General features: G+C 66.4%; 15 protein-coding genes. 5 read left to right on the forward strand and 10 right to left on the reverse strand.

Annotated features, from left to right (window positions below; translation table 11 throughout):
* The first annotated feature begins 1 nt into the window (after position 1).
* A complete protein-coding gene (gene pqqE, locus B0G57_RS02050; protein ID WP_018438915.1) occupies positions 2 to 1,243 on the forward strand; it encodes a pyrroloquinoline quinone biosynthesis protein PqqE in 1,242 nt (413 codons plus the stop codon).
* A complete protein-coding gene (locus B0G57_RS02055; protein WP_018438916.1) occupies positions 1,240 to 1,899 on the forward strand; it encodes a response regulator in 660 nt (219 codons plus the stop codon). Before pqqE ends, B0G57_RS02055 begins: the two co-directional genes overlap by 4 nt.
* Here the strand turns inward: B0G57_RS02055 and B0G57_RS02060 are convergent.
* A complete protein-coding gene (locus B0G57_RS02060) occupies positions 1,869 to 2,903 on the reverse strand; it encodes a sensor histidine kinase (protein ID WP_018438917.1) in 1,035 nt (344 codons plus the stop codon). The two genes, B0G57_RS02055 and B0G57_RS02060, sit on opposite strands and share 31 nt — an antisense overlap.
* 173 nt (positions 2,904 to 3,076) lie before the next feature.
* Here B0G57_RS02060 and B0G57_RS02065 point away from each other — a divergent pair, with 173 nt between their 5' ends.
* Positions 3,077 to 5,467 (forward strand): TonB-dependent receptor, encoded by a 2,391-nt coding sequence (locus B0G57_RS02065; RefSeq protein WP_026229342.1) that lies wholly within the window; start codon positions 3,077 to 3,079, stop codon positions 5,465 to 5,467.
* 6 nt (positions 5,468 to 5,473) lie between these two features.
* Here B0G57_RS02065 and B0G57_RS02070 read toward each other — a convergent pair whose 3' ends face one another.
* The 7 genes from B0G57_RS02070 to B0G57_RS02100 form a co-directional block, all read right to left on the reverse strand.
* Positions 5,474 to 6,505, reverse strand: a complete 1,032-nt coding sequence (locus B0G57_RS02070; RefSeq protein ID WP_018438919.1) for a beta-propeller fold lactonase family protein — start codon at positions 6,503 to 6,505, stop codon at positions 5,474 to 5,476.
* Between the two features lie 159 nt (positions 6,506 to 6,664).
* Entirely contained in the window at positions 6,665 to 7,714 is a 1,050-nt protein-coding gene (locus B0G57_RS02075; RefSeq protein ID WP_018438920.1) for a vWA domain-containing protein, read from the reverse strand.
* The gene (locus B0G57_RS02080) at positions 7,711 to 8,331 is read right to left on the reverse strand and encodes a hypothetical protein (RefSeq protein ID WP_020565993.1); all 621 of its coding nucleotides are present in this window, start codon (positions 8,329 to 8,331) and stop codon (positions 7,711 to 7,713) included. The genes B0G57_RS02075 and B0G57_RS02080 overlap by 4 nt, the downstream gene beginning before the upstream one ends.
* Positions 8,328 to 9,311, reverse strand: a complete 984-nt coding sequence (locus tag B0G57_RS02085) for a vWA domain-containing protein (RefSeq protein ID WP_018438922.1) — start codon at positions 9,309 to 9,311, stop codon at positions 8,328 to 8,330. Before B0G57_RS02085 ends, B0G57_RS02080 begins: the two co-directional genes overlap by 4 nt.
* Positions 9,308 to 10,399 (reverse strand): calcium incorporation protein MxaA, encoded by a 1,092-nt coding sequence (locus B0G57_RS02090; RefSeq protein WP_146013324.1) that lies wholly within the window; start codon positions 10,397 to 10,399, stop codon positions 9,308 to 9,310. The genes B0G57_RS02085 and B0G57_RS02090 overlap by 4 nt, the downstream gene beginning before the upstream one ends.
* Positions 10,396 to 11,286, reverse strand: a complete 891-nt coding sequence (locus tag B0G57_RS02095; protein ID WP_018438924.1) for a DUF58 domain-containing protein — start codon at positions 11,284 to 11,286, stop codon at positions 10,396 to 10,398. Before B0G57_RS02095 ends, B0G57_RS02090 begins: the two co-directional genes overlap by 4 nt.
* A 28-nt stretch (positions 11,287 to 11,314) precedes the next feature.
* On the reverse strand, positions 11,315 to 12,334 hold the full coding sequence (locus B0G57_RS02100) for an AAA family ATPase (RefSeq protein ID WP_020565994.1): 1,020 nt from the start codon (positions 12,332 to 12,334) through the stop codon (positions 11,315 to 11,317).
* Between the two features lie 717 nt (positions 12,335 to 13,051).
* Here B0G57_RS02100 and B0G57_RS02105 point away from each other — a divergent pair.
* The gene (locus B0G57_RS02105) at positions 13,052 to 13,969 is read left to right on the forward strand and encodes an aldose epimerase family protein (protein ID WP_018438927.1); all 918 of its coding nucleotides are present in this window, start codon (positions 13,052 to 13,054) and stop codon (positions 13,967 to 13,969) included.
* A 251-nt stretch (positions 13,970 to 14,220) separates the two neighbouring features.
* On the forward strand, positions 14,221 to 14,955 hold the full coding sequence (locus B0G57_RS02110) for a peptidoglycan DD-metalloendopeptidase family protein (RefSeq protein WP_026229344.1): 735 nt from the start codon (positions 14,221 to 14,223) through the stop codon (positions 14,953 to 14,955).
* A 92-nt stretch (positions 14,956 to 15,047) separates the two neighbouring features.
* Here B0G57_RS02110 and fae read toward each other — a convergent pair whose 3' ends face one another.
* Both fae and B0G57_RS02120 read right to left on the reverse strand, forming a co-directional pair.
* Positions 15,048 to 15,581 (reverse strand): formaldehyde-activating enzyme, encoded by a 534-nt coding sequence (gene fae / locus B0G57_RS02115; RefSeq protein ID WP_018438929.1) that lies wholly within the window; start codon positions 15,579 to 15,581, stop codon positions 15,048 to 15,050.
* A gap of 704 nt (positions 15,582 to 16,285) precedes the next feature.
* Positions 16,286 to 16,816: a cytochrome b gene (locus tag B0G57_RS02120; RefSeq protein ID WP_026229345.1), complete on the reverse strand. Its 531-nt coding sequence runs from the start codon at positions 16,814 to 16,816 to the stop codon at positions 16,286 to 16,288.
* Positions 16,817 to 16,887: the final 71 nt, after the last annotated feature.

The raw sequence follows: 16,887 nt of genomic DNA on the forward strand, positions 1-16,887 counted from the left end.
CATGACCGATCTCTCCTCTCCCACCGCCGCGGCAACCGCAAGCGCCGAGCGCAAGCCCGAAGGCGTCGCCCCGCCGCTTTGGCTGCTCGCGGAGCTCACGTACCGCTGCCCGCTCCATTGCGTGTTCTGCTACAACCCGGTCGACTACGCGACGAACGCGCGCGAGCTCGATACCGACCAATGGATCCGTATCCTGCGCGAGGCACGCGCGCTCGGCGCCGCGCAGCTCGGCTTCTCGGGCGGCGAGCCGCTCATGCGCGACGATCTGGAAATCCTCGTCGGCGAGGCGCGCAAGCTCGGCTTCTACACGAATCTGATCACGTCGGGCATCGGTCTGACCGATAAACGGCTCGACGACCTGAAGACCGCCGGCCTCGATCACATTCAGCTCTCGTTTCAGGACTCGACGCAACAGCTTAACGACTTTCTCAGCAGCACACGCACGTTCGATCTCAAGCGGCGTGTGGCGGCTTCGATCAAAGCGCACGGCTTCCCGATGGTGATGAACTGCGTGCTGCATCGCTACAACCTGCCGCACGTCGACAAGATCATCGAGATGGCACTTGCGATGGGCGCCGAGTACCTCGAGCTCGCCAACACGCAGTACTACGGCTGGGCCTTTGCCAACCGCGCACAACTCCTGCCGACGCGCGAGCAACTCGAGGCCGCCGAGGCCGTCGTCGAGCGCTATCGCAAGACGCACGGCGAGCGCTGCCGGATTTTCTTCGTCGTACCCGATTATTTCGAGCGGCGTCCGAAGCGCTGCATGAACGGCTGGGGTGCCGTATTCCTCGGCGTGGCGCCGGATGGCACCGCGCTGCCGTGTCATGCGGCGCGCGGTTTGCCGGGGCTCACCTTCCCGAACGTCCGCGAGGCATCGCTCGCGGACATCTGGTACGAAAGCGCGGCGTTCAACCGCTTCCGCGGCTTCGACTGGATGAAGGAGCCGTGCCGCAGCTGCGACGAGAAAACGAACGATCTCGGCGGCTGCCGTTGCCAGGCCTATCTGCTGACGGGCGATGCGGCGAACGCCGATCCGGTCTGCGACAAGTCGCCCGCGCACGAGCAAGTCGTGCGCTTCGTCGAACGCGCGCGCGATGCGAGCGAAGCCGCCGCTCTACACGCACACGGGACAACCGCCCCCAACGAGCAGCCGATCCTCTTCCGCAACGACAGCAACTCGCGCAAGCTCGCCTCGCAAGGCGAGATCCCGATTGAGCCCACGCCGGAGGCACGGCGATGAACAAGGACATTTCAGTGCTGCTCGTCGACGACCATGCCGTCGTCCGCGAAGGCTACCGGCGGCTGCTCGAAGTGAGCGGCAACGTGCGCGTCTGCGGCGAGGCCGCCGACGCCGCGCAGGCCTACCAGCGGTTTTGCGCGCTGCGACCCGATGTCGTCGTCATGGACGTCTCGCTGCCGGGCGCAAGCGGAATCGAGGCGATGCGCAGGATGCACGCCCGGGAGCCCGACGCGCGCGTGCTGATTTTCAGCGTCCATGAAGATGCGCTCTTCGTGCGTCGCGCGCTCGATGCCGGAGCGCTCGGCTACGTCACGAAGGCGAGCGCTCCCGACGTGCTCGTCGAAGCCGTCGACACCGTCGCTCGGCGCGGCAACTATCTGAGCCCCGACGTATCGCGCGCGCTCGCGATGCGCAGCTCGTTCACCGCGGGCCCACCCGGGCGGCAGCTCTCGGCCCGCGAGTTCGAAGTGCTGCGCATGCTCGCGCAAGGCTATACGCTGCCGACGATCGCCGAAAAGCTCGGTCTTTCGCAGAAGACGGTCGCCAATCACCAGTCGGCGATCCGGCAGAAGTTCGGCGCGGACAACGGCGTGCAGCTCGCGCAGATTGCGAGCCGCCTCGGGCTTCACCTGACCGGTTCAGCCAGCCCCGCCTGAGCCGGGATGCGCGCGCAGACGAAGAAGCCGCCGCCGGGCCGGCTCGCGACGTGAAACTCGCCGCCGAGTGCTTCGACGCGCTCGCGCATGCCGATGAGCCCGAGCCCGCCGCGCGGGTTGCTCAGGTCCGTGCCGGGACCGTCGTCGGTCAGCGTAACGACGATTTCGTCGGGCTCGCGTGTTCCCCGCACGACGAAGATCTCGACGTTCGCCCCGCGGGCGAACTTCGATACGTTCGTGAGCCCCTCCTGCACGAACCGGTAGAGCGTGATGTTGAGGGCGTCCGAAAGCCCGCCGAAGTCGCCGTCGATCGTGAGCGAGAACGAAGCGTTGGGCAGCCGCTCGCGCCAGCCGTCGACGCAGTGCTCGATCGCGGTGGGCAAGCCGAATTCGTCGAGGCCGACCGGTCTTAGCTGGCGAATCATGCCGCCGATCTGTCGATAAACATGAGTCGCGCTGTCCACGACGCCGAGCGACAATCGATGAATTTCGGGCTGCGCGCTCGCCGACAAGTCGCGAATACGCGAGGCATCGAGCGAAATCGCGTTCAGGTATTGGCCGAGCTCGTCATGAAGCTCGCGCGCGAGACGACGCCGCTCGCGCTCTTCGGCATCGCGCGCCTCGCTGCCGAGCTGACGGTTTTCGGCGAGCAGCCGCTCGGCCTGTTGCTCGAGCGCATGCCGCCACGCGAGTTCACGTTGCGCTTCGCGATAGCGTCGCCACGCGAACCAGGCGAGACCGACCGCGAGCACGCAAAGGACGACGGGCATCTCGTCGAGTTGAAGGCGCTCCACGCCGCGCGTCCAACGGTAAAGGTGCTCGCCGAGGTTGAAGATCGCACTGAATGCGAGCGTCAGCACGGTGGCACCGACGACCCAGGCGAGATCGCGCCAGGCCGCGGCATGCGGCGGTGACGGGCGGGGCGGCGGTGCGCTCGGGCGGTCGCGGTCGGAGGGGCTCACGCGCCGATTGTACCGAGGCTCGGCGGCGCAGGACACGGCCATCGCCAACGGGGGAGACGCCCCGTCGTCAGATCGGGAAAACCTCCTGGGTCCGTTACGCCCGCTGCATGCGAAGCTTCGAACAACGCGATTGCCAGCATCATCGCAAGATGTCCTGCAAGAAGCCGACGAAGCGAGCCTGGCACAACCAGAACAAACCGGCAGGAGTGGAGACAATGGGTATCAAGCGCAGCAGGCCTCCGTTCAAACAACGCGCCGGCGTCGCCCTTTTTGTCGGCGGCGCGCTCGCGGGCATGCCCGCCGCCGTTTCCGCGCAGACGCAACCCGGCGCGGCGTCGGCGGCAAGCGCCGCGTCCTCGACTGCTGAGCCGGCTCCCGCGGCGGCAAAGCCACCGCAATCAGTCCAAGCCGCACCGGTTCCCAGCTCGAGCGCGGACGCAGCGCATGTCCTCGCGCCCGTCGTCGTGATCGGCACCACGCCGTTGCTCGGCCTCGGCACGCCGCTCGCGCAGGTGCCGGCAAACGTCCAGACCGTGCGTGCGCGCGATCTCGATCGGCAGCATCGCGCGACGATCACCGACTACTTCGAGAAGAACCTGCCGAGCGTCGACATCAACGAGGCGCAGGGCAATCCCTATCAAGTCGACGTCAACTACCGCGGCTTCACCGCTTCGCCGCTCCTCGGCACGCCGCAGGGCCTGTCGGTGTTCTTCGACGGCGTGCGCGTGAACGAGCCGTTCGGCGATGTCGTGAACTGGGACCTCATTCCTCAGGAGGCGATCGACACGATCCAGCTGATCCCCGGCTCGAATCCGACCTACGGTCTCAACACGTTGGGCGGCGCGCTCGCGATCTCGACGAAAAACGGCAAGACGAGCCCCGGCGGCGAAGCCGAAGTGAGCGCGGGCTCATGGGGCCGCAAGAGCGCGCAAATCGAACAAGGCGGCACGATCGGCTCGGATCTCGATTACTACTTCACGGCGAACGCGCAGAACGACAACGGGTGGGCTCAAGAAAACTGGAGCCGCGTGCGGCAAGCGTTCGGCAAGCTCCGTTACACGGACGCCGATACGACGCTCTCGCTGTCGGCCGGCGGCGCGGACAACCAGCTTTCCGGCGCGCAGACGCTGCCGCGCTCGTTCCTCGGCAATCCCTCGCAACCGTACACCTATCCCGACGAAAACAAGAACAGCGTCGGGTACCTGACGTTCTCGGGCGACCGCACGATTAGTGACAACGTCGAGCTCTCCGGCAACCTCTACTACCGGCACTATCGCAACAGCAATTTCTCCAGCAACCAAAACACCGATTTCGGCACGATCGACCCGGCGACGGGCGCCGTCGATACGGTCCAGGCGACGAACCAGCAAGCCGTCGCGACGACGGACAGCTACGGCGGCAGTCTGCAGTTGACGCTGCTCGGCAAGCTCGCCGGCATGAAGAATCAATTCGTCACGGGCATCGCCGCCGATATCGCCAATTCGCGCTACACGGCATCCTCGCAAGACGCGGTCTTCAATGCGTCGCGCGGAGCGATCGGCATCGACGACTTCACGTTGAACACGGATGCGAAGACGCGCAACGCCAGCTACGGCGTCTATTTCACGGACACGCTTTCGCTGACGAAGCAATGGGCGCTTACGTTATCGGGACGCTACAACTGGTCGAGCGCGCAGATTGCCGACCAAACGGGGGCTCAGCCGCTGCTGAATGCACGCCATGTTTTCTCGCGCTTCAATCCGGCCGTCGGCGTCAACTGGAACCCGACGCCGACGCTGACGGCCTACGCGACCTACAACGAAGGGATGCGCTCGCCGACGGCGATCGAGCTCGCCTGCGCGGATCCGAACGCGCCCTGCTCGCTGCCGAACGATTTCCTGGCTGACCCGGCGCTCAAGCCTGTCATTTCGAAGACGTTCGAAATCGGCGCGCGCGGGAGGATCGGCGCGTCGACGACATGGAGCGCCGCCGCGTACAGCACGACGCTCGACGACGACATCGAGTTCATCAGCAGCGCCGCGAGCACGCAGGGCTTCTTCCAGAACGTCGGCAAAACGCGCCGCCAGGGCATCGAGCTTGCCGGCCGCACGCAGTTCGGCCCGCTCGCCGTCGGCGCGAGCTACAGCTATATCGACGCCACCTATCGCTCGTCGTGGACCGAACACGTCGAGGCCAATTCGAGCGCCGATGCCGCCGGCGACATCACCGTCAAGCCCGGCGATCACATCCCCGGCATTCCGGCCCATACCGTCAAGCTGCGCCTCGACTACAGCGCGACGCATCAATGGGACATCGGCGCGAACCTGAGCTATCGCAGCGCATTTTTCGCGCGCGGCGACGAAAACAACGAGGACGTGAACGGCAAGCTCGCCGGTTATTTCCTGCTCGATCTCGACACGACCTACCGTGTCACGAAGCAGCTCGAAGTCTATGCACGGGTGACGAATCTGCTCGACAAACGCTATGCGAGCTTCGGCGTGCTCGGAGAGAACGTCTTCACGGGACCGAACCAGACGTTCAACGGCGCGAGCCCCGTCGCCGAGCAGTTCGTCGGCGTCGGCGCGCCGCGCGGCGTCTGGGTCGGCCTGCGCTATCGATGGGATTGATTCCGTTCAGCGCGATTCGATCGACCCGTCGCTCGGCGGATAGGTGACGATCCCCCACGCGAGCGGCAAATCGCCGATTTGCTTGATCGGCGCATACGTCTTCGCGTCGAGCACATAGACGGCGTCCGAGCGGCCGCACGCGAACATCAGCTTCGAGTCGTCCGGCGTGAAGCTGAAGTGCCAGCAGCGTTGGCCGATCGGCGCATCGGCGAGATGGTCATAGGTATGCGCGTCGAAGACCTGCAGCGTCTTGTCGCGCCCCGCCGCGACGAAGAGCCGGTTGCCGGACGGCCCGTAGACGACGCCGTAAGGCCCGAGCTTCGTGTCGACGGTCTTCACCACATGGAAGTCCTTCGCATCGAGTACCACCAGCTTGCTCAGCGACTCGAGCGTAACGGCGTATTCCTTGCCGTCGGGCGAGGCCTTGATCCCGCGCGGACGTCCGCCCGCCGCGAGCTTGACGACCGTGATAGGTTTGCCGCTTCGCGCTTCGTAGACTGAGACCGTATCGTCGCCTTCGTTCGTCACGAGCATCTGCTTGCCGTCGCGCGAAAATTCGACGCCTTCCGTCTCGTGCCCGCTGACCACGCGGTGAATCACGCGCCAGCTCTTCATGTCGACGATCGCGATCTCGGCGGGGGGCTTCGTCGCATCGTCGTCGTCCGCGCCCGGCTTGCCGCCGGGCTTGCCCTCCGGCTTCCCGGTTTCGCCCGGTTCGTACGTCACGTACGCGTATCCGTTGTGCACACGGACGTATTCCGGGTTCTTGCCGACCTTGACATGCTCGACGACCTTGCCCGTGCGCGTATCGACGGCGGCGAGTTCGCCCGTGTTCTTGTCGGCGACGACGAGACGCGTGCCGTCCTCGTTGAGGCTCAGGCCGCGAGGACCGCTCGCGCCGATCGAGAAAGTTTTCTCGAGTGTCAGGTTGTCGAGATCGATGACGCCGATGCCGGCCTTTTCACTCGTCACGTAAGCGACGGGTGCGGCAGCGTGCGCCGCGCCGGCTGCGAGCATCAGGCCGGCGGCGAGCGCCATCGGCCGCAGGCAACGACGCGCCAACCCGCTCTCCGGGCACTGGAAACGAGGCGCGCGCCTTTCTCGGTGAGCGGTTCGCAAGAATGTCCCCACCATATCGTTAGTTCTCCTTTGTATTTCGAGCGGCGCCACGGGGACCGCGCGCCGTCACGCGGTGTGCTAAGCCCCATCGATCTCGGAATGGGATCTGACAAAGCTTAGCCCATCGCGAACCTGCCCGGCCGTGGCGGGCCCGGGAGTATTTCCCGAATCGAGCGTGGCGGCGCGGCGCCGCCTCAGTCCGCCGCTGTACCGCCAGGCCAGCAGCAGCAACGCGGCGAGCGCCGGCACCCAGCGCACGTCGGTCGGCACGCGCGTGCGGTGAGCGAAGCGCGCGTCGCGCAACGACGCGGCGAGCGAGCCCGCATCGACGAGCCGACGATAGCCGAAGCCGATGCGCTCGGCGAGCGCCGACAGATACTCGCCGCGCAGCTCGGAGAGCTCTTCGTGGGTTTCGGCCGTAGCGCGAGACGCATCCGAACCGCTCGACGACGAGGCGGGAGCGCCCGGCGCGGGGGGCACCTGGATCACTTCGGACGCGCTCCAGTAGCCGATCCGATTGCCGTTCGCGTCGGTCCTCGGGATCGGCGCGGGCTGATCCCCGCCGACACCGATGAGCCAGCCCGTCACGCCGGGCAAAGCGATGTCGGGCGACGGCGCGTTCGATGGACTGATCGGCGGTGCCTCCTGTCCATCCGTGACGAAGACGACGTCGACATTGCGCCCGACGGTGCGCGCGACGCGCACGGCCGAATAGACGCCGCCCTCGGCGATACGGCTCCAGTTGGTCCAGCGCATGCGCCCGTCGATGGCGTCGAGCGAGACAAGCAGTGCGTCATAGCTGCGGCAAACCTCGATCGGCGGCACCAGCAATAACGTATTTTGTCCCGTGAAGACGCTCCAGCCGACTCTCGACCCGCACGGCAGCGTGCCGAGCGCCTCGCGCATGGCGGACTTGGCGAACGCGAGCCGGCTGAGCGGTGCACCGGCGACGCTCACGTCCTCGGTGTACATGCTCTGCGTGATATCGAACGTCACGATGTAGTCGAAGGTGTCGCGCGGCAGCTCGACACGCGGGAACGCCAGTGCGAGCGCGAGCAGCGCGAATGCGGCGCCCACCGCCCAGTTGCGGCCCCCGAGCAGTGCGCGCGCGAGCCCGCCCAGCTTCACGGCAGATCCTCGCTTTGCGCGCCGCGCAGACGGACGCCATGCTTCGTGACCGCCTTGGAGGCATCCATGTCTTCCTGCGTCTCCGGCGCGAGCCGCAACGCGCGCTCGAGGTTGTAGCGGGCATCCCAGTCGTCGGGCGCCACACGCAGCAGCGCGCGGTAACGCGCCTTCGCCTGCTCGATCATCGGCAGCGAGCGAACCGCATCGGCCGTCTCGCCCGCCCCCTCGCGCAGGTACATGTTGCCGAGATCGAAAAGCGCCGCGCGCCCGATCGCATCGCGCGGCCCGTCTTCGACGAGCGCCTCGAAGCGCCGCCCAGCGGCTGCATATTGCCCGGCCGCCGACAGCGCCATCGCCTTAGCGAGCAGGATTGCGCGCGGCGCGTGGTCGCCGGCTGGGGGATCGCCCGCCGTATCGGACGCCAATGCCGGCCCTTTCGCCGAGACCTCGGAAACCACGGGCTCGTTGTGAACCGTCGGGCGCGTCGAGTTCGCAATCGCCCGTACTTCGTCATCGATGCGGCTTGCCGTGCCGAGCCGCACGGCGTCGTAACCCGCGAGCGCGACGCAGACCGTCGCCACGGCGGCAAATGCCGTATGAACCGATACGCGTCTCAAGCCCAACTCCGTACCTGAACGATGCGCGAGGCGAGCAGGATCAGGCAGCATGCCAGCGCAACGGCGTAGCAAACGTCGCTGCGGTCCTGCCGCGGCAAACGCTCGTCGAATGCGATCGGAAAGCTCTGTTGCCGGCCGATTTCGTTCATCGCCTCGGCCATCGCGCGGGGATCGCCGGCCTGGTAGAGCCGATAAGGTGTCCCGAGCGTCAGAAAGTAACGATGCAGCTGCGCCTCGGGCGAAGTGTCGCCGGCGCCGACCGCCGCACCGAGCTCGGCGCTGTAGATACTGCTGCGCAAATAGATGAAGTAAAGCGCGATCCGGTTGCGCGCCAACCCCTCGGCGATGAGGCGACGCTCGTCGGGCGAGAGCTGCGCGCCGCCATCGGACACCATGACGATCGCACGGTGTCCCGTCCACGGCAGACCGTCGAACTGGCGGATCGCCGCGAGCAATCCTCGTCCGAGCTGGGTATCGGGCATCCCGCGGCCGACTTGCGTGCCGTCGATCGCTGCGCGGATGATCGCGTGATCGAACGTGAATGGCACGGCGAGGATCGGAGCGATGCCGAACATCATGAATGCGAACCGGTCGTTCGGCCGTCCGTCGACGAACTCGCCGATCGCAAGGCGCGCCACCTTGTTCTTGGAATCGCCCGTCGTATTGACGCCGCGGCTCGCCATTACGTCGTTCATGCTGCCGCTGCGGTCCATCAGTATCAGGATCTCAGCGCCGCGCCCGGTGCGCCGCGCCTCGAGATGCGAGCGGCCCGGCCCCGCGAGCCCGACGACGATCGCGGCCATCGCCAGCGCCGCCGCGGCGCGCGCGACCCAGCCGAGCGTTCGGCCGATGCGATCGGGCGGCAACCAGGCCGACCATGAGAACGGCAGCGCTTCGTCGCGTCGCGGCAAGAGCGGCAGCAGTGCGAGCGGCAGCAGGCACAGCATCCATGGCGAGGCGAAATCGATGGGCGTGCTCATTGGTGTCGTCGCCTCTCGGCTAAAAACAGCGCGCGACTGAGCGCCACCAGCCCGCGCGAGGCGCCGTCGCGGGAGCCCCCGATGCCGTCGCCGACGTCCCTGATATTGTCGGTGTCGCTAACATCGCTGATTTCTCCGATGTCGCTGATGTCGCCGCTCGATCCTGCTTCGACGTTGCGACCTGCATCGCTCGCTACGGCACGTTTCGCCTGCGCGTGTCCGCTTCGCCGCGTCTCGTCCCCAGCCTCCACCACGGCGAAGAAACGCGCTTCCGAGTGCCGATAGAACTGCTCGATGCGCGGCCGCAACGGCAGCAGCCACGGGGCGCGTAAAAAGAGGACCGCCAGCGATCCCGCATGGACGACGCGCCCGCCCGTCTCGTTCAGCGCCCGGTGCAACGCGCGCCAAGCGGCATCGCTCTCTTTCTCGCTCGGGCCGAGCCGCCGCATCTGCCGCCACGCAACGGCGAACGGCAGCCGCGCGGCCTCGCGCCGGTTACGCAGAATCCACCATACGGCCCATGCGACAAGGGTGGCGGCGAGCAACGCGAGCATCACGGCGAGCCGGCGCTCGATCGGCGCGAGCGCCGTCGGCGGCTCAGCGCGATCCGGCTGCATCGTGCGCAACGCCGCGGCGTCTGTCCCGGCGTCCGGCGCGAGCGGGCCGACGCTCACCGGCCACTCCGGCACGTGCAGCACGTCGCCGGCGGCCGTCTTCAAGGCGAGCGCGGGCAGCGCGATGCGTGTGATGTCGCGCGGTGAATTGGTGACCTGATAATCGACGATCATCCAGCGGCGCCCTTCGGCGTCCGTCTCCAGGCGCGCGGCGCGGCGCTCGAGCCAGACGTCGACCCGGCCCGCCGACGGAAGCTCAACGCGGCCGAGATCGCGATCGACGGCGGCGAGCAGAATCCGCTGCGTCAATACGTCGCCGATCGTGTGCCCGAACGCACGCGGTTCATCGACCTTCGCCTGCAGGTCCGCCGCGGCGACGGGGAGAGGCGTACCGGCAAGCGCGAGCGCGCAAGCAAGCGCCATCGCGGCTGCAAGACGAGGCATATCGAGCGGATATCGATCGCGCCCCATCATGCGCCTTGCTCCAGAAAATAGCGCGAGAGCTGGTCGGGATCGAAGTCGCCCACGAGGTAAAACGGCTTCATCGCATGCTTCGCGAACAGGTCGGTGAGCGCGCGCCGCCTCTGCGCGACGGCGTCCCTCCACTGGGCGCGCACGCGCTTCGAGAGCCACAGGGTGCGTTTCGCACCGGACTCCAGATCGCGGACCGTGAGCAGCGCGCCGTCGCCGGGCGGCGCGAGTTCCGCCTCGTCCCAAACGACGATCGGCACGACGCAAGCATGCACGAGCATGTCGAGTGTCGCGGGCAGCCCATCGAGCGGCCAATGGAAGTCCGAGACGATGAAGACGAGCCCCTGGCGGCCCGCGAGCTTCGAGACTGCGCGCGCGAGACCGCGCGCGCCATCGCCGCGTACCCGCGCCGCGACGGCAGCCGGTTCCGCCTGCCGAGCCGCCGTCCCGCGCAACAGGGCGGCCACGGCCTCGCCGGCGCCGCGGCCGTACCGGGCAGGCACGAAGAGATCGTCGCGCTCGTCGTCGTCGAAGGCGGCCATGCCGACGCGATCGCCGCTGCGAAACGCGCTGAATCCGAGTGCCTCGACGAAGTCGGCTACGACGTCGAGCTTCGGCCGAGACCTCCCGAAGCACATGGAAGCCGATACATCGACGAGCACATGCACGGGCACCGCCACGCGCTGCAAATGAAGCCGCACGAGCCATTCGCTGCGCACCGATTGGACGCTCGCGCGCAAGTCAAGCCGGCGCGGATCCGGATAGTCGACGAGGCGTGCGTGCATCGCAAACTCCTGGCCAGGGCCGAAGCTCGTGCCCGGATGCGACCCCGGTCGAACGCCGCTTGCGCGCACCGGCAACCGGTAGTGGAATTCGCGCGCTCCGTTCATCGTCCGCTCATCGAGGGTCCCACTTGCGTCATGGCGCGGCCACTCGGGCGACGATCTGCTCGATCAGCGCCTGTGCGAGCTCCTGGCGGCGAAACTCGTAGATCGGCGTGAAGAAGACGCGATGACCGAGTGCCGCGGCGAGCACGGCATGAATATCCTCGGGCGTGAGATGCGAGCGTCCGGCGAGCCATGCGCTGACACGCGCCGCGCGCAAGAGCGCGCTCATGCCGCGCGGGCTCGCGCCCGCGAGGACGAGCCGATCCATCTCGACGCCCTCGAGCGCAATGCCGAAGCGCCGCGGATTCTCCGTCGCCTCCCAGATGTCGAGCACATAGCGCTCGATCGTCTCGCTCGCCTGGATCGATTGCTGGATCGCGGCGCCGATCGCATTGAGCTCTTCCCAGGCGACAACGCCGGGCCGCACTTCGCCGATCAGCGCATCGGCATCGTGAAACGCCGTATCGAACACGAGGGCGCGGCGCACGGCGCTGTCGGCGGGCGTCGGCATGTTGAGCTCGAAGAGAAACCGGTCGCGCGCGGCCGATGCGAGCTCGAACGTCTCTTCCTTTTCGACCTTGTTGCGATCGGCGAACACCGTCATGTGCGGGAAGCGATATTCGCGGTCGAATGCCGAGACCGAGCGCTCGGCCATTGCCCTCAGCAACAGCGACTGGACTTGCGGGCGCGCGCGGTTGATTTCGTTGAAGAAGAACGTGGTGAGCCGCTCACCGTGACGCAAAAGCGGTCCCGGGTCGATGCGCGGCTTGCCCTCGGCGTCGACGTAGGTGTGGTAAACGAGGTCGCCCGGCATGAGGTCGATCGTGCCTTCGACGCGCTCGAACTCGCCGCCCACGGCGCGCGCGAATGCGCGCAGCACCGTCGTCTTGCCGACACCGACGCCGCCTTCGAGCAGCACGTGGCCGCGCGCGAAAAGCGCCACGTTGATGAGGCGGATCGTCTGCTGCTGCCCGATCACGACCTTGCCGACTTCGTCCTCGAGGCGCAATGCGTTGCCGCGCCAGTCTTGAAGCTTCTCGCCCAATGCCATCGATCGGTCTCCTCGCCGGCCGCCCGCCGAGCTTCTCACGCGCTAAGCAGGCTTCATGCCGAGCAGGTACGGCGACACAGCGGGCCGCGATGCGAATCATCGTCGAGCAGAGACGGGCACGCCCCGGCACGCGGCGAATCGATCGCTGGCGCACGGCGAAGTCGGGCAGCGCGAGCGCCGTCGGTTGTCACGGGCGCGCAGGACAGACTGTCACCGAAATCGCGCGAATTGGCCTATCGAGCATCGCTCGGGACGGGCGGCTCGGCGCGAACCGAAAGGAAACGAAAGGGGCGATAAAGAGACGCGACTCGAGCGCGCCTGTCGATCGCAGCGCCGACGGCGAGATCAAGGGGCTCGCCCGAGAGAAACCAGGCGACCCGCGAACCGGGATCTTACCGGCCCACCCGATAAAAGAAGAGCACCGTGCTGCCGGCGAACATGCCGAACAACGCGAGCCCCATTGCCATTGCCAGATCCATGCATCCCCCCTGACGAGGCGCGGCCCTTGCGGACGCGTGAACGAGAAAAGCGGCCCGGCGAACAGGCAGCGGGCGCGAAGGCGCATTATCGGCGAGTCCGCGCCGGGGACAAAACCCACGATTTCCCCACCAAGGGTTTTTCCGGAGCCCAACCTCGCGCACAATCACGGTTTCGGCCCGAGCGTCCGGCGGACGGCCGAAGCGAGCCATCACCCACTTCGCGCGAGAACCGAACCGAATGACACTCTTTCAACAGCACGACATCGTAGAACTGGCAGACGGCGACTCGCTGCTGCGCGTCGCTCCGCAATTCGGCGGCCGCCTTCTCTCGTGGACGATCGGCGACGAGCCCATCGTCTTCTGGCCCGACGAAGCCGACTGGAGCCAGCTCGCGCGCGTGCGCGGCGGCAATCCGCTGCTCTTTCCGTTTCTGGCGCGTCACCGCGTCGACGGCCGCATCGGCGAGTGGCGCGACAAGGCGGGCGTCGTCCGCGCGCTGCCGATGCACGGCTTCGCCCGCGACCTGCCGTTCTCGCCGGCGCTCGACGCCGACGGCCGCGGCATCCGCATGACGCTCGCCGACACCGACGAAACGCGCAAGCAATACCCGTTCGGCTTTCGCTTCGAAGCCGAGTACCGGCTCGTCGATGCGTGCACGCTCGACGTCACGCTGACGACCGCCAACACCGGGGATGCGCCGCTGCCCTACTACGCGGGCCACCATTTCTATTTCGCCGTGCCGCACGCGCTGCGCGGCGAAACGACGCTCGAGCTGCCGCCGACCGTGCGGCGCCGGCAGCGCGAAGACGGGTCGATCAGCGCGCCCGAGGCGGGCGAGCCGCGCTATACGCTCGACGAAGCGCGCATCCACGACCGCTTTCATTGTCTGCAAGGCGTTCCCGCGCAACCGGTGCTGCTCACCTGCGCGCCGCTGGGCAAGCGAATCGAGATCGACCTGAACCGGCCAGGCTCGATGCCTTGGTACGCCGTGACAAGCTGGACGGAGAACGAGCGTTCCGACTTCTACTGCGTGGAGCCGTGGCTCGGGCTGCCCGACGCCATTCACAACGGATTCGGCCTGCGCTGGCTCGCGCCCGGCGAGCAGGAACGGGCAGCGCTCAGAATCGGCGTCTCGCTCACGGCCGGGAAGCCTTGAGCGTCGCTTTTTAACGGCCCTTGGAGCGCGTCTTTTGACCGACGTTCCGGCATTCGGCGGTTCGATCGATTGAAAACCGGGCGCACCCGCTCGAGCCGCCCGTCCGCGCCCGGCAAATTTCGGCCGAAACGGCGGCGGCACGCTCGCACCCGCTAAAATCAGACGTTTTTCTCGCGCCGCGCCCTCCCGGGCTTCGCGCGCGCGAAGCGAAATCTAAGCAATCGTGGAAGTCGAAGTCCAAGCGAGGTTCAATGCTGAGAACAACAATGAAGCGGCTCGCCTGCCTGCCGCTCGCGGCCGTGCTCGCCGCATGTGGCACGGCGCCTGTCGAACCGGGGTACTACCGCGTCGAGCGCGGCGATACCGTGACGCAAATCGCGCGTGAGCATCGCCAGTCGGTCCAGAGCATCATCCGTTGGAACAACCTGTCGAATCCGAACGCCATTGAAGTCGGCCAGGTTTTGCGCGTCGAGGCGCCCGGCAACGTCGCGTCGACGAGCTCGAACGGGCCGCGCGCGTCCGCCGAAGCAACGCCGCGCGGCACGACGTCCAACGCCGGCGCGGCAAACCGAGACGCGGCGCGCGCCGCGTTCGGGTCAGTGCCGGCGGCACCGGCCAATGCGATCAAGCTCATCTGGCCGACGCAAGGCACGACCGTGCGCGGCTTCGACGGCGGCAGCTCAAAGGGAATCGACATCGCGAACTCGGCGGGCACGCCCGTCGTCGCGGCGGCACCGGGTACCGTCGTCTATGCGGGCGACGGCCTGCGCGGCTACGGCAACCTGGTCATCGTCAAGCACAATGCCGACTTCCTCACGGCCTATGCGCACAACCGGAAGCTGCTCGTCAAGGAAGGACAAGCGCTCGCGCAGGGCCAGCAGATCGCGGAAATGGGCGATACCGACAACGATCGCGTCGCGCTGCACTTCGAGCTGCGCTACAAGGGGCAGTCGATCGATCCGGCGCGCTATCTGCCCGCTCGTTGAGGGCAAGGCTCGAGGCCGCCGCGATTCGGACAACACGCGCCGCTTGCTAAGGACAACCCGCGCAAGCGCCCCGCGGCGTTCGCCGCCGCCGATCAACTCCAATCGTCCATGTCGTGCTTGAGGGTATGCCGGTTGGCGATCAACGTCTCGACGCTCGGTTCGTTGTTCATCGCACGTTGGATCGCGAGTTTCGTCGCCTCGTAATTCGTGCGGTACATGTCCTTTTTGTCGAGATTCGGGTCCGTTACGCATCGCGGGTCGATCCAAACGAGGCTGATGATGCAGAGCTCGTTCGCCAGATCCTTCGGCAGGATGCCTTCGATCAGACAATCGACGACGGCGTCCGCGGTGGCGGACTGCACCACGCCGCCGAAAAGATCGATGGTCGCCATATCCCTTAGCGTGACCTTGGGGACGATCATGGTGGCGGGCCGTACCATTTGATTGCACGCGCGAATCGCGAACATCGCCGTGTGCCCTTTGCTTTGCGCCATCATGCTCGCGAACGCATGGCCGACCGGGCCGTCGACGCGGCCGATCAATATCTCCGGCATCGCATCGGTCGCTTGGCCTTCGGCGGCCAGTACGGTCGCCTCGCCGGCGCGAAAGGTCAGATCGACTGCCATGGGGAAATCTCCTTCGAAAGTATGGGGGAGGGTTGGGTTGCTCGAAGAGACGGCCAGACGCAAGGAAGGTGCCGGGCGCCTAACGGCGGCACGCCGCGCTCGGAATGCCGCGCGGGATGGGAAAGCCCGTTGAGACGAGCAGTTGGCGCGCCGCGCCGTCGAGCGCTTTCGCGGGCGTGCCGTTGCGCAAAGTGTCAGCGTTTCGTTACACATTGGCGCAGCGCAAAAAAAAGCCCGGCGAGGCCGGGCCAACGGGGGTTCGGCGCATTAAGGCAAAGGACCGGTTCGCCATGCGCCGAATAGGAATTTAGCCGCTTCACACGGAATCGACAATCAATTAATTCGTCTTTCGAACCTAATGGCCGGCAGAGACGAACTAATGTCAGAGACTCATGGAGGAAAGCGCACACAACGGCCAACTGAGTCGAATGCACTTTCGCATCGGCGCTCGGCCTTGTCTGTTGGGGCAGACACACGGTTGCGGGAGCCGTAGCTATCGTTATTCTCCCGATTTTCAGATTTATTGCCGGCTATTCTTCTGGATTTACCGATTTATTTTGTCAGCGCAGTCCGCGAGGACCTCCTCGCGGAGCCGGTCAAAAGACACTACGTCCGCGCTGATTTCAAACACCCGAGGATTGAATCGGGGGCAATGCCCACATATTGATTTGAATCCCCGATTGCTCGAAAGATGAGTCGCGCGCTCACGCCATCCGGCGCAACACGCCATCGCGCAGGAAGAAGTGGTGGAAGAGCGCGGCGGCCACATGGAGCCCGACCAGTCCGAGCAGCGCCCATGCGACGACCTGATGCACATCGCCCATTTCGTGACCGAGGGCGGACCCCGTCGCCGACAGCGGCGGGAGCGGTATCGCGCCGAAGAGCGTCACGGACCAGCCGCGCGACGAAGCATTGATCCAGCCCAAGACCGGCTCGACGAACAAAAGCACGTAGAGCAGGATATGCGTCAGCCACGCCACTTGACGCATGAACGGCGTCGCTTCGACGACATCGGGCTCACGACGTATGAAGCGCCAGACGATGCGCACGATCATGATGGCGATGATGGCGGTCCCCAGCTCCAGATGCCAGGTAATGAGCCCGACAGGCTGCGTGCCGCGATGAATGTCTGGCATCGTCCAGGCAACGACGTACTGGGCAACCAGCAGAACGACGATGAGCCAGTGCAGCAGGCGTGCGAAGGGATCGTATTTGGAAAGAGTGGCTGAGCTCATCGGCAGGTACTCGGTTTCGTGGATCGTCGGTCGAAAACGCGCCGATTTTAACGCACGCCATTCCACCGACG

Origin of the sequence: Trinickia symbiotica, from assembly GCF_002934455.1 — a bacterium.
GTDB classification, from domain to species: domain Bacteria; phylum Pseudomonadota; class Gammaproteobacteria; order Burkholderiales; family Burkholderiaceae; genus Trinickia; species Trinickia symbiotica.